Origin of the sequence: Lysinibacillus composti (assembly GCF_016908465.1) — a bacterium.
In the GTDB taxonomy this organism is placed as follows: domain Bacteria; phylum Bacillota; class Bacilli; order Bacillales_A; family Planococcaceae; genus Ureibacillus; species Ureibacillus composti_A.
This window is the reverse complement of the sequence record NZ_JAFBDY010000009.1, coordinates 21,659-35,000: the sequence shown is the minus strand read 5'-3', so window position 1 is coordinate 35,000 and position 13,342 is coordinate 21,659. Positions and strand designations below refer to the sequence as shown.

Genomic DNA, 13,342 nt, shown 5'->3' with positions numbered 1-13,342 from the left:
TTATTTTGTTAGCATGCGAGAGATTACTAATCTCTGAATCTCTTGCGTTCCTTCATAGATTTGTGTAATTTTTGCATCACGCATATAACGCTCTACCGGATAATCTTTTGTATAGCCATAGCCACCGAAAATTTGAACTGCTTCTGTTGTGACAGACATTGCCGTATCACCAGCTAATAATTTTGCCATTGCGCTTGCTTTACCATAAGGTAAGTCATTCGACTCCAGCCACGCTGCTTGATATGTTAGCAAACGGGAAGCCTCAATTCCTGTTGCCATATCCGCTAGTTTAAATGAAATCCCTTGATTCGCAACAATTGGTTTCCCAAACTGTACACGTTCTTTTGAGTAATCGATCGCAGCATCTAGAGCACCTTGAGCAATCCCAACTGCCTGAGCGGCAATCCCATTACGGCCACCATCTAATGTTTGCATGGCAATTTTAAAGCCTTGCCCCTCTACACCTAGCAAGTTTTCCTTAGGCACTCGGCAATTATCAAAAACAATCTCAGTTGTAGGTGATGAACGAATTCCAAGTTTATCTTCTTTTTTCCCAACAGAAAATCCTGGATAGCTTGATTCAACTATAAATGCACTTGTTCCTTTATGTTTTTCTTCTGGATTAGTCGCTGCAAAAACAATGTAAATATCTGCTACGCCACCATTAGTAATGAAGATTTTTGAACCATTAAGTACATATTCATCGCCATCTAGTTTTGCTGTTGTTTTCATGCCACCTGCATCACTACCTGACCCTGCTTCAGTTAAGCAGTAAGCACCAATCTTTTTCCCTTCTGCCATTGGACGAAGGTATTTTTGTTTTTGTTCTTCTGATCCAAATTTATATAGTGGCCATCCAGCTAAAGACGTGTGTGCAGACAATGTCACTCCTGTTGAAGCACATACACGTGATAACTCTTCAACCGCAATTGCATAGGCTAAAAAGTCGAATCCAGCTCCTCCATACTCTTCAGGCCATGGGATCCCCGTTAACCCAAGTTCAGCCATTTTATCCCAAATTGCACGGTCAAAGCGAGCTTCTTCATCACGTTCTGCAGCAGTAGGAGCAACTTCATTTAACGCAAAGTCTCTAATCATTTCTCTTAATTGTTCATGTTCTTCAGTTAATTGAAAGTTCATTTTCATATCCCCTTTGTTTGAATAGTTAATATTGATTGGGTACCTGGTACTTAATTTCACGTACATGGTACTCAAAGATGTTTGCTAATTACGATTCTTTGAATTTCACTTGTTCCTTCGTAGATTTCTGTAATTTTGGCATCACGGAAATAACGTTCTACTGGGTATTCTTTGGTATAGCCATACCCACCAAAAATCTGCACAGCATCAATTGCCACTTGAACAGCTGTTTTAGATGCATGTAATTTTGCCATCGAGGCTTCAATCCCACAAGGTAAGTTTCGAGAGCGTAAATCAGCCGCACGATAGACAAGTAGTTTAGCTGCTTCCACAGCTGTTGCCATATCTGCAAGTTTAAAAGCAATTCCTTGATTTGAATTAATGGGCTTTCCAAATTGAACTCGTTCGTTCGCATATTTTGTTGCAGCTTCTAATGCTGCTTCAGCAATTCCAAGCGCTTGAGCAGCAATCCCGATTCGGCCTACATCTAAGTTTGCCATGGCAATACTGAACCCTTTATTCTCTTCACCTAGAAGGTTTTCTTTTGGTACTTTCATATTTTCAAAGGTTAATTGCACTGTCCTTGAACCATGAAGTCCCATTTTCTTTTCGTCTTTTCCGATGATGAGCCCTGGGGTATTTTTTTCAACAATGAAAGCTGAAATCCCACGGGAACCTCTATTTGGGTTTGTAGAAGCAAATACAATATAAACATCTGCTTCTCCACCATTCGTGATATATACCTTCGACCCATTTAAAATATAGTGTTCCCCGTTAAGTACTGCTCTTGTTTTTAATGCGCCAGCGTCGGAACCTGCACCAGGCTCCGTTAAGCAAAATGCACCTAAATACTCTCCACTTGCTAACTTCGGAATATATTTTTTCTTTTGTTCATCGGTACCGAAGTAAAGAATAGGATTTGTTCCGACTGACGTATGAACTGATAATATAACGCCAATACATGCACTTACTTTCGATAACTCGTGAATAGCTAAAATGTAAGAAGTGAAATCCATTTCGGATCCGCCAAGACTTTCGGGGGAAGTGATTCCCATTAGCCCGATTTTCCCCATTTTGTTTAAAATATCACGTGGAAAAATACCAGCTTCCATCTGTTCAATGAAAGGAGCAATTTCATGTTCTGCAAATTGACGTACCATGTCTCGCATCATCAATTGTTCTTCCGTAAATTGCAGATTCATATGTTGTCAGCCCCCTTTATTCGTATACGTAGAATCCACGTCCTGATTTTCTTCCTAACCAACCCGCTGCAACATATTTTCGTAATAATGGACAAGGGCGATACTTACTATCTCCTAATCCGTCATGCAAGATTTCCATAATATATAAACATGTATCTAATCCGATAAAGTCTGCTAATGTTAGAGGACCCATTGGATGATTCATTCCTAGTTTCATTACATCGTCAATAGCTTCTTTCGTTGCGACCCCTTCATACAAAGCATAGATTGCTTCGTTAATCATCGGAAGTAAGATACGGTTTGAAATAAACCCTGGGAAGTCATTTACTTCTACAGGTGTTTTCTCTAACTGAATAGTCATTTGCTCAATTTCTTTATATACTTCATCCGTTGTTGCAAGCCCTCGAATGACTTCAACCAGTTTCATTACGGGTACTGGGTTCATGAAGTGCATGCCAATTACTTGTTCCGGACGTTCTGTAACTGCGGCAATTTCTGTAATGGGTAATGAAGATGTATTCGTTGCCAAAATAGCATGTTGCGGTGCAATTGCATCAAGCTCTTTAAAGATTGATTGTTTAATATCCATATTTTCAGTTGCCGCTTCAATTACTAAGTCAACGTCTACCGCATCTCTCAGATCAAGTGATTTGGAGATTCGGTTTAAAACAGCTTCCTTCTCTGCTTCAGTTTTTCTGCCCTTTTCCACGTCACGAGAAAGATTTTTTGTAATCACTCCGATTCCTCTGTCCCAAAATTCTTGTTTAATATCGTTTAGAATGACATCATACCCGGCTTGCGCACAAACTTGGGCAATGCCTGATCCCATTTGTCCTGCACCTATTACCATTACCTTTTGAATCGCCATCTCGTTTATCCCCCTATTTGAACGTCTTATTTATCACGAAATTAATGAGTACAGTGTTGAACTAAAACTTAGGTACTTCGATTAATACGGCATCTCCTTGGCCACCACCAGAACAAATAGCAGCGATTCCTAATCCTCCACCACGTCTCTTTAACTCATATGCAAGAGTTAAGATGATTCTTGTACCCGATGCTCCAATTGGATGACCTAATGCAACCGCACCACCATTTACATTTACTTTATCTGGGTCAAGCCCTGCGATTTGATTACTAACTAATGCAACAGCTGCAAAAGCTTCGTTGATTTCGATTAAATCGATTTCTTCAATAGATTTTCCTGTCTTCTCAAGTAATTTATTAATAACGAGCCCAGGTGTTTGAGGGAAGTCTTTTGGTTCCACCCCTACTTCTGCATGGCCAACAATGATTGCAAGAGGTGTTCGCCCTTCTTGTTTAGCCTTTTCCTCATTCATTAGTACAAGTGCACACGCTCCGTCATTCACACCTGGTGCGTTGCCCGCCGTGATCGTTCCGTCTCGATCAAATGCAGGTCGTAATTTTGTTAACGCTTCCAAAGAAGTGTCTTTACGAGGGGCCTCATCTTCACTGACAATCAGTGGCTCCCCTTTTCTCTGTGGAACCTCAACTGACGTAATTTCTTGTGCAAACACACCTGACTCTATCGCTTTAACTGCCAGTTGATGACTACGAACAGCCCACTCATCTTGAGCAGATCGTGAAATTTCATATTCATTTGCTGTTGAATTTCCGTAAGTACCCATATGCACATGCTTCGGATCAAATGCACATGAGAGACCGTCATACACCATTCCGTCAACTAATTGAGCATTCCCCATGCGTAATCCCCAACGTCCGTTTGGTAAATAATAAGGAGCGTTTGACATGGATTCCATTCCACCAGCAACAATTATTTCTTCATCGCCCAAGCGGATTAGTTGATCGGCTAGCGTAACACTTCGCATTCCTGAAGCACACACTTTATTAACTGTTTCTGTTTTTACAGACCATGGAATTCCCGCTTTTGAAGCTGCTTGTCGAGAAGGTATTTGACCTTGCCCTGCTTGTAACACAGTCCCCATAATTACTTCATCCACTTCATTTGGATTAATGTTCGCCTTAGCTAATGCAGCTTTGATTGCATTTCCCCCTAAGTCACTCGCAGAAAGTGAAGCTAAGTCACCTCCAAATTTTCCAAATGGTGTTCTTGCCCCATCTAAAATCACAGTACGATTCATATTTCCCCATCCCTTCGTTTATGTACTACCCCTTTGTTTCTGTTGCGAGATTTATAGATTGGCCGTTGACTGAACGCTCGCTCGCCACTTTTTTATTAAAAGAGGCTGTGATTATTTATCACACCCTCTTTTCACTTCTACAAAATCCATCCACCTTTATCATATGAACAGCATTCATTTATTAGAACTTTTTAAAGAAATTTTTATTCTTCAGTTGCTGCAATCGTTTCACTAGTAGACTCAGTTGTTTCATTGGAAGATTTTTGTTCTCCAAATACAGACCGTTCGAGTAGCTCGGCAATATCATATGTTCCTACTTGCTCTTCAACTTCTTTTGCTTTCGTACCATCTGAAAGCATTGTTAGACAGTATGGACATCCAGATGAAATGATCGATGCACTAGTTTCTAAGGCTTGTTCGGTACGGGCTACATTAATGCGGTTCCCAACGTGTTCTTCCATCCACATTAAGCCCCCACCTGCCCCACAACACATTGCCGTTTCGCGGTTACGTTCCATTTCAACTAAGTTGACACCAGGGATAGCTTTTAAAATTTCTCGTGGTGCATCGTATACGTCATTGTATCGACCTAAGTAACAAGAATCGTGGAAAACAATCGTTTCCTCAACTCGATGATTCATTGTTAAGAGTCCTTGTTCGATCAGATCAAACAATAGTTCTGTATGGTGATATACTTCACCTTCCCAGCCGAAGTCTTTATATTCATTTTTGAAAATGTTATATGCGTGTGGATCAATCGTTACGATTTTTGTTACTTCATTTTTCTCAAATTCTTCAATGTTCGCAGTCGCTAATTCTTGGAATAAGAACTCATTTCCTAGGCGACGAGGTGTGTCCCCTGAGTTTTTCTCTTTATTACCGAGAATAGCAAATTTGACACCAGCTTCATTTAATAAACGAGCAAAGGATAAGGCAATTTTTTGTGAGCGACTATCAAATGACCCCATTGAACCAACCCAGAATAAGTATTCGAAGCCATCACCTGATTTTTTCGCTTCTTTTACTGTTGGAATTTGAATAGATGGGTCTTGATCGCGCCAGTTTTCTTTTTCTTTTCTGTTAAGCCCCCAAGGATTTCCTTGGCGCTCGATATTGTTCATTGCGCGTTGTGCATCTGTATTCACTTTTCCTTCTGTCATCGTTAAGTAACGACGAAGATCGATAATTTTATCTACATGTTCGTTCATCACTGGACATTGATCTTCACAGTTGCGGCAAGTTGTACATGCCCAAATCTCTTCTTCTGTAATGACATCTCCAATTAATGATGGACTATAAATGTCCTCAATCACTGCTCCTTGGGCACCAGCTGCCACAGCAAGTTGATTTCCTTGTGTATTTTTAAACATTGTAAATGGTACCCAAGGCTTTTGTTTTGTTGTGACGGCACCCGTTGCAGTTAGATGATCGCGTAATTTTACGATTAAATCCATTGGTGACAGCATCTTACCAGTCCCAGTTGCTGGACACATATTTGTACAGCGTCCACATTCTACACAAGCATATAAATCTATTAATTGCTTTTGTGTAAAATCTTCAATCTTCCCTACCCCAAAGGAAGGCATTTCTTCTTCATCTTCAGCCTCTTCCATCACATCGAAATTAATTGGACGTAAAGTACCCGCACGGTCAAGTCGATTGAAGTAGACGTTTGCTGGACCCACAATTAAATGGAAATGCTTAGATTGTGGAACATAGACTAAGAACGTCAATAAAATTAGTAAATGCACCCACCACATAGCATAGAAGCCGCCTGCAGCCACTTCAGGTGATAAAAAGCCAAAGATTGCTGCGATACTGGAGGCAATTGGCTCACTTCCAGAAAATCCTTCTCCGTGCCAAATAAGGCCCATACCATTTCCAATTAATGTAGAGACCATTAACCCACCAATAAAAATTAAAACTAGTCCATTTTTCCAACCACGCTTTAAACGGACAAGTTTTTCTATGTAACGACGATGGAATGCCCAGACTACAGCAAATAAAATAACAGCCGCTACGATTTCTTCAAAAAATGTAAACACTTCATATAATGGTCCGAGTGGTAAATGTGATCCTGGTGCTAACCCCTTCCAGATTAAATCAATAGCACCTAATTGAACGAGAAGAAAACCGTAAAAGAATAATACGTGTATAATTCCACTCTTTTTATCTTTTAATAATTTCTTCTGTCCAAACACATTCACCCATACTTTTTCAAGTCGTTCTTTGACACTTTCATTAAACTCTTCTTTTTTCCCTAGTTTTACGTATTCATATCTAGTTTTTAATAAATATGAAAATAACCCCAATGCATAAAGCACAACACCAATAAAGAATACCCAGTTTGCAATAAGTAACGGACTCATATGCTTCTCCCCCCTGATCCTTCTCCCCAATGTGTTAGTCTATTAATAGATATTCTAATATTTTTGTAAAAATGCTAATAGATTTTATTGGTAACGTTTCCAATTTCCATTATATGATTATTGTAAAAGATGAATGAGCATGCAGTCAACGATTGTTTTGAAATTTCCGAAAATTAAAAATGTAGATTTTTAGTAGTATTGTAGAATATTTAGTATTTTTAGAGCATTACGGTATACTACTTTGGGAATATAGTCAGTGATAAGTAGAAATTTGACGATTATTGTATTATAGTTCCTTACCCAAGGTGTGATATTTAAAACCCTTTTTTATCATAATTTACAATTATTTATTAATCTTAAATAAACTTAATAATGCGGAAAAAGAATTTGGGTGAAAAATATAAAAATCCTAAAACAACTAAGGCTTTCTTAGTCGCTTTAGGATTCTTCATATTATTTAAACACATCTCCACTGCGAACATACTCAACATCTTTGACATTTAAACGTGCATTTACTGCACGAGCTGCTGCAAAGAAATAGTCAGATAAGCGGTTTAAATATTTTTGAATGATTGTTGGTACATCCTCTACTTCATTCATGAGCGTTACCATTTGTCTCTCTGCTCTTCTAGTGACTGTTCTCGCAATATGAAGTGTTGCTGCTGCTTGTGACCCTCCAGGTAAAATAAATCTTTTCAATGGCGGTGCCTCATCTGACAACGCATCAATTCGTTTCTCTAAAGCTTCGATCGATACTTCTTCAAGTTTGTATTTACGCTCTTTCATCACATTTGCTAAATCGCCACCACAATCAAATAATTCATGTTGGATTGTTTCTAAGTCTGCGATGATATCATCAAATAATGGTCGCTCTAATTCAGTTACAGCTTTTCCAATGAATGAATTTAACTCATCAATCGTTCCGTATGTTTCTACACGCAGATCATCTTTACTAACACGACCACCAATTAAACTCGTTTTCCCTTTGTCACCTGTTTTTGTGTAAAGTTTCATCTCAAGGCTCTCCCCTTTATATTCAAATGTATTACTTTATTTTATTAATTAATTTTAACAGTGTTCAGTAGACTTTGGAACAAGTGCGTCTCGACATTAAAAAACCAGCCCTCAAAAAGGACTGGTCCATAGAAAATTAAATCTCGTAATCGTATTGGCCTGGTAATACACGACGAAGGAACCGTTTTGTGCGTTCTTCTTTTGGCGTGACAAAGATATCGTGTGGAGTACCTTCTTCCACCACAACGCCGCCATCCATGAAAATCACTCGTTTTGCAACGTCTTTCGCAAAGCCCATTTCATGTGTTACAACAAGCATCGTTGTTCCTTCTCGAGCAATCTCTTTCATTGTTTCTAGTACTTCCCCAACTAATTCAGGATCTAGTGCTGATGTTGGTTCATCAAATAAAATGATATCTGGGTTTAAGGCTACTGCTCGGGCAATACCTACACGTTGTTGCTGACCACCAGATAGCTGAACAGGATAAAAATCGTACTTGTCTGATAAGCCTACTTTATCTAGTGCTTCTCGAGAGATTTTATAAGCTTCTTCCTTAGGCATTTTTCGTCCAATGATTAACCCTTCAGCCACGTTTTCCAATGCTGTTTTATTATTAAATAAATTATAGTTTTGGAACACAAAGGCTGTTTTTTTACGTACATCTAGAACTTCTTTTTTAGATGCACCTTTTAAATCTACTTTAAGGTCACCAAAGTTGGCAGTCCCTTGGTCGGCTCTTTCTAAAAAGTTAATGCATCGCAGAAGTGTTGTTTTACCTGATCCACTTGGCCCCAAAATAACAACTACGTCACCTTTTTCGATTGTTAAGTCAACGCCCTTTAGGATTTCATTTTTACCGAACGATTTATGAACATTTGTAATTTCTAACATGTCTCTACCTCCTTAAGCATTAGCATATTTGTAGCGACTTAAACGTTTTTCCCACCATTTAAATAGCTGTTCTACGACGATACACAGAATTAAATAGACTATGAAAATATCAATATACGCTTCAACATAGTTATAACCAACGTTTGCTGCGACTTTCGCTTTTAACGTAATCTCGTATAATGAAATTGCGTAACCTAGAGACGTTGCTTTAATTAAGTTTACTGTAGCCGTACATAGATTAGGTAGTGCAGTTACTAAAGCTTGTGGAATAATAATACGACGATAAGCTTGTGCATTTGTTAACCCAACAGACTGTGCTGCTTCAAGCTGTCCTTTATCGACTGTACTTAATGCTGAACGGAAAACTTCAACTAAAACAGCTGCTGTATTAAACGCGAAAATGATAAATGCATACCACAATGGATTAATATCATATACCGAATATTCAATATTGTACTTTTTAAAGATTCCATTCAACATGAGTGGAATAAAACTGTATAACACGAAAATTTGAATGATAATTGGTGTTCCACGAACAAAGGAAACGTAAATCTTTGCGATCGTATTAATTACAGGAATTTGATTGATTCGTGTTAATGCTAGGAAAAATCCAATAGGAACGGCAATCAGTAATGAAACAACCGTTACTAGTAAAGCAACTGGTACACCACTTAACGCAACAAAGAATGTATCGATTAAAAAAGGAACGTTAATTAAACTTGTATCCATTACAGCCACCTCCTATGACACTTTTAATGATCGAGAACCTTTACTAAACGCTTTTTCTAGTAGTTCAAAGATTTTCTCGATGACAATTGCTAATACCCAATAAATGATCGCAAGGGCGATATATATTTCTAATTGGTGTGTATTATAGTTATTTGCAATGATTAAATTTGCTTTACCCACAACATCAACAAATCCAATTGTGTAGGCTAATGCACCTTCTTGCAAGATGGAAATCAATCCATTACCAAAGTTCGGTAAAGCTACTACAAATGCTTGTGGGAAGATGATACGGCGATAAGCTTGAAATGGTGTTAACCCAACACTAACAGCAGCTTCATATTGCCCTTTATTAATAGACTGAATGGCTGATCTAGCTACTTCAGACATCATCGCGGCAAACTGTAATGTGAACGTGAGTACTACATATACACCTGTATGAATATCTTGTAAATCTAAACCGAATAACCCTTCTGCAAAAGCTGGTACTCCATAATACACAAGGAATAATAAAACAATGGAAGGCGTGCAACGCATCACAGTTGTATAAGCATTTGCTAAAACTCTTAATAATTTACTATTACTCATTTTTGCGAATGCCAATACTAGACCAAATAAAGAACCAATTAAAACTGAAAGACCTACTACAAGGAAGGTTACCTTCAAGAATGGTAATAGTTGTGGAAGAGAACTCCATATATACTCTATATCAAAATATTTCTCCATTTCTTTTCTCACCGCTTTCCTATCTAATATTTAGTAACCACAAAGCATTTAAGAACGTAAGTATATTTTCTACTATGTATGTAATGACGACTATAAATAAAAAGTAAGGCTGAAAGGTATGAATAGCGACCTAACAGCCTTCTTTTTATATATTCCTTACTAATTAGCGTTCTACTTTTTCAAGAACTTCAAATAAATCTCTACCATAGTGTTTTTTCATTAACTCTTTTAGCTCTTCAGTTTGTTTAATTTCTGCCATTGCTTCATCATACGCATCAGCAAATTCTTGTTGTTTTTTGTTGAATAAAGGCCAAGTTTTAACAACCATAAATTCGTTATAGACTACATCGTCAATAAAACCATGGTAAGGACCGTTTTCAGCTAAAATTTGTGCATTATATTGACCTTCAAGGTAAATAGCTCCGTCTGAACGGCCTTCATTCACCCATTGTACTTGGTCAACTGTGAACTCGTCACCAGCTACAAGTTTTACTTCATTATCTGGATTTGCTTTATTGTACTCATCTACAATTGTGTATTGAGCGTTATTCGCTGCAATCGGTGCTAATTCTAAATTAGCTGATGCAAAATCTGATAAGTCTTTAATGTTTTCATTTTCTTTTTTCAGTAGTAAACCAACACTACTTAAACCTAAGAATTCTTTTGGGAAAATATATTTTTGTGCACGTTCATCTGTGTACCATACATTTTTAATCCCTACATCATATTTACCTTGTTCAACACCAAGTAATAAATCATCATCTGTTGTTCCAACAAATTCAAATTCATAGTCTTCTAATTTCTCATCAACCGCGCGCATTGCGTCAACATCGTAACCTTGTGCTTCACCATTTTCGTCTTGATAAGTAATTGGTTTTGTTCCGATTGCATAGGCAACTTTAATTTTTTGAACTTCACCTGAAGATGCATCCTTGTTATCTGCTGGTTCTGAAGTTGAAGTACCTTCTTCATTCCCACCACATGCTGCTAAAATTGAGATTGATGCAAAACCTACCGCTGCAAACTTTAATAATTTGTTAAACTTCATTTTTATTTCTCCCCTGTTTCAAATGTTTTATTTTAGTTTTAAAGCCTCTTCGGCTAGTTTTTTAATAGTTAAATCATCCATAGGTGGATTATGAAGACCAGCGCGAACATCGCGATAATAACGTTGTAATGGGTTTGTGCGTTGTAAGCTTTTCGCTCCAACGACACGCATTGCTTTATCAACTACATTAATAGCTGCATTTGTTACAATATGTTTTGCAACATTTACTGCATTGACGATTTTAGCACCATTTTCAGCGTTAATTTCTTCACTGCTGTTTTTTGAATCGATATAGCTTTGTGCTGCTCCATAAAGTGCAAAGCGAGCTTTTGTAAGTTCTAACTCAATCTCACCAATTAAAGCTTGAACATTTGGTAATGTTGCGATTGTTCCTTGAATACTGTTTGGTGAATGTGTATTAGCAAACTGAATTGCATAATTAGCAGCTGCTTGTGCAATACCCAAGTAAGTTGCTGGAACTAGTAAAAGCCATCCATTTAACTTAAAACCAGTATTGTAGTTTGGTAGTTCAACTAAGTCTGACTCATCAACAACCACGTTTTCTAATACTAAATCATGGCTACCAGTACCACGCATTGCAATGACATCCCAAGTCTCATCGATTGATACGCCTTTACGATCTTTATGAATTAAGAAGAAACCAACTTTCTCTTCTTCTTCAATCCAGGCAGAAGTTAAGAAATAATCAAGCTCTGGTGAACCAGTTGTGTAGCTTTTACGGCCATTAATCACCCACGTATTTCCTTCTTTTTTTGCAGTTGTTCCAGGACGTCCACCACGAATTGGGCTACCAGTTGCAATTTCACTAACTGCACGGTTAATAATCGCACCCTTTTCTACTTCTTTAGCAAACTCGCTTAATTTAGCTGAATCCCAGTATTTATTTTCAAATAGTTCACCAACTGTAAGTAATGTCCACCCAGCAGCCAACGCTGTACTACCATCATAACTTGCTAATGTTTCATGAAGTAAAATTGCTTCATAAACATTAAATCCTTCACCACCAAGTTCTTTCGGTAAAGTTAATTTTGTATATCCAATTTCACGTAATGCTTTAATATGCTCATGTGGAAATGCAGATTCTTCATCGATCTGTTGGGCATTATTTTTAAATGACTCTTCTAATGTCGCTAGTTTTTCTAACCATTGTCGTTGTTGTTCATTTTTTATGAATAAGTCTTTCACAAAAACTTACCTACCTTTCAATCATTAGGGACTTATTTTAATCCCTACTAAAAAACCCAACTTAATTACTATTTTCTATGAGTCAATTTTACTTTTTCATAATTTTATAGTCAATAGTTAATTTCAAAGTTTTTTTGTAGGAATTGTATGATATGCCTTACGAACGTTGATTTAAAGGGATTTCAAAGGGATAAATAATTATTTTAACAAAAAATGAAAATTCAAAAAAAGCATGAAATTTGTCGACTTGCAATTATTATGAGCACAGTTTACGAGGTCTGGGAGAGCAAATTTAAGTGGAGATTTCCCACTAATGTACTATATCGAGGTTTGGAGAGAGGTGAGTTGTGATAGTCGAGGTTTTTTCCGTTATTGGACAAAATCAGGGCTGGGTCAACTGAAATAAGGGAACATTTTTCCGTTATTGAACAAAATCGAGGCTGGTTGAGCTGGAATAAGGGAACATTTTTCCGTTATTTGCTCTAAATAAGGCAAAAACCATCGTTTTAGATAAAATAAGAGAAATTACTACCCTTATTTTAGGGAATTTGAGGGGATTTTTCAATTTAAGGGAAGTTTATTCCCTTATTTTCAGAAAGAATAAAACCATATTGTAATCCCCTCCATACTTAGCAATCCATTTATTAATTAAAGATATCTATTCGCAATTTGTAATTTACTTTAGTGATTTATTATGTCACTTTATTGATTTCCATGCCACAAGCCAAGCCACTTTTCTGTCAGCTCTTGCCTTATGTTGAATGAAGCACGCGCTTATTGAGTCATGTTAGCAATACTTGCAGGTGTGGCGTTTTCGACGACGTGCTGATTAATGGCACCTTACAACCTCTATTAGAATACATTTTATCAAGTATGTAATAGATCAATAATATAAA

Annotated in this window: 11 protein-coding genes; all 11 read right to left on the bottom strand. The window is 37.4% G+C overall.

Annotated features, from left to right (window positions below; genetic code table 11):
- Nucleotides 1–1,140, bottom strand: coding sequence for an acyl-CoA dehydrogenase (locus tag JOD29_RS11180; RefSeq protein ID WP_124763437.1), 1,140 nt, complete (start codon nt 1,138–1,140; stop codon nt 1–3).
- Nucleotides 1,141–1,211: 71 nt separating this feature from the next.
- A complete protein-coding gene (locus JOD29_RS11175) occupies nt 1,212–2,342 on the bottom strand; it encodes an acyl-CoA dehydrogenase (RefSeq protein WP_124763439.1) in 1,131 nt (376 codons plus the stop codon).
- Nucleotides 2,343–2,358: 16 nt separating this feature from the next.
- Entirely contained in the window at nt 2,359–3,210 is an 852-nt protein-coding gene (locus tag JOD29_RS11170) for a 3-hydroxybutyryl-CoA dehydrogenase (protein WP_124763441.1), read from the bottom strand.
- 61 nt (nt 3,211–3,271) lie between these two features.
- Entirely contained in the window at nt 3,272–4,465 is a 1,194-nt protein-coding gene (locus JOD29_RS11165) for an acetyl-CoA C-acetyltransferase (protein WP_124763443.1), read from the bottom strand.
- Between the two features lie 203 nt (nt 4,466–4,668).
- Nucleotides 4,669–6,834 (bottom strand): (Fe-S)-binding protein, encoded by a 2,166-nt coding sequence (locus tag JOD29_RS11160; RefSeq protein WP_124763445.1) that lies wholly within the window; start codon nt 6,832–6,834, stop codon nt 4,669–4,671.
- A 453-nt stretch (nt 6,835–7,287) separates the two neighbouring features.
- A complete protein-coding gene (locus JOD29_RS11155; RefSeq protein WP_124763447.1) occupies nt 7,288–7,848 on the bottom strand; it encodes a cob(I)yrinic acid a,c-diamide adenosyltransferase in 561 nt (186 codons plus the stop codon).
- Nucleotides 7,849–7,984: 136 nt separating this feature from the next.
- Nucleotides 7,985–8,740 carry an amino acid ABC transporter ATP-binding protein gene (locus JOD29_RS11150; protein WP_124763449.1) on the bottom strand — a complete coding sequence of 252 codons (756 nt, stop codon included), beginning with the start codon at nt 8,738–8,740 and terminating at the stop codon, nt 7,985–7,987.
- Nucleotides 8,741–8,752: 12 nt separating this feature from the next.
- Nucleotides 8,753–9,469 carry an amino acid ABC transporter permease gene (locus JOD29_RS11145; protein WP_239585679.1) on the bottom strand — a complete coding sequence of 239 codons (717 nt, stop codon included), beginning with the start codon at nt 9,467–9,469 and terminating at the stop codon, nt 8,753–8,755.
- 12 nt (nt 9,470–9,481) lie between these two features.
- Complete coding sequence (locus tag JOD29_RS11140; protein ID WP_124763451.1) at nt 9,482–10,192, bottom strand: amino acid ABC transporter permease; 711 nt, start codon at nt 10,190–10,192, stop codon at nt 9,482–9,484.
- A 163-nt stretch (nt 10,193–10,355) separates the two neighbouring features.
- Nucleotides 10,356–11,240: a transporter substrate-binding domain-containing protein gene (locus JOD29_RS11135; protein WP_124763453.1), complete on the bottom strand. Its 885-nt coding sequence runs from the start codon at nt 11,238–11,240 to the stop codon at nt 10,356–10,358.
- 27 nt (nt 11,241–11,267) lie between these two features.
- Nucleotides 11,268–12,446 (bottom strand): acyl-CoA dehydrogenase family protein, encoded by a 1,179-nt coding sequence (locus JOD29_RS11130; RefSeq protein ID WP_124763455.1) that lies wholly within the window; start codon nt 12,444–12,446, stop codon nt 11,268–11,270.
- Nucleotides 12,447–13,342 lie beyond the last annotated feature (896 nt).

Coding starts and splice junctions, on each gene's coding strand:
- JOD29_RS11180 (WP_124763437.1), bottom strand. CDS start 1,140: ATGAACTTTCAATTAACTGAAGAACATGAACAATTAAGAGAAATGATT.
- JOD29_RS11175 (WP_124763439.1), bottom strand. CDS start 2,342: ATGAATCTGCAATTTACGGAAGAACAATTGATGATGCGAGACATGGTA.
- JOD29_RS11170 (WP_124763441.1), bottom strand. CDS start 3,210: ATGGCGATTCAAAAGGTAATGGTAATAGGTGCAGGACAAATGGGATCA.
- JOD29_RS11165 (WP_124763443.1), bottom strand. CDS start 4,465: ATGAATCGTACTGTGATTTTAGATGGGGCAAGAACACCATTTGGAAAA.
- JOD29_RS11160 (WP_124763445.1), bottom strand. CDS start 6,834: ATGAGTCCGTTACTTATTGCAAACTGGGTATTCTTTATTGGTGTTGTG.
- JOD29_RS11155 (WP_124763447.1), bottom strand. CDS start 7,848: ATGAAACTTTACACAAAAACAGGTGACAAAGGGAAAACGAGTTTAATT.
- JOD29_RS11150 (WP_124763449.1), bottom strand. CDS start 8,740: ATGTTAGAAATTACAAATGTTCATAAATCGTTCGGTAAAAATGAAATC.
- JOD29_RS11145 (WP_239585679.1), bottom strand. CDS start 9,469: ATGGATACAAGTTTAATTAACGTTCCTTTTTTAATCGATACATTCTTT.
- JOD29_RS11140 (WP_124763451.1), bottom strand. CDS start 10,192: ATGGAGAAATATTTTGATATAGAGTATATATGGAGTTCTCTTCCACAA.
- JOD29_RS11135 (WP_124763453.1), bottom strand. CDS start 11,240: ATGAAGTTTAACAAATTATTAAAGTTTGCAGCGGTAGGTTTTGCATCA.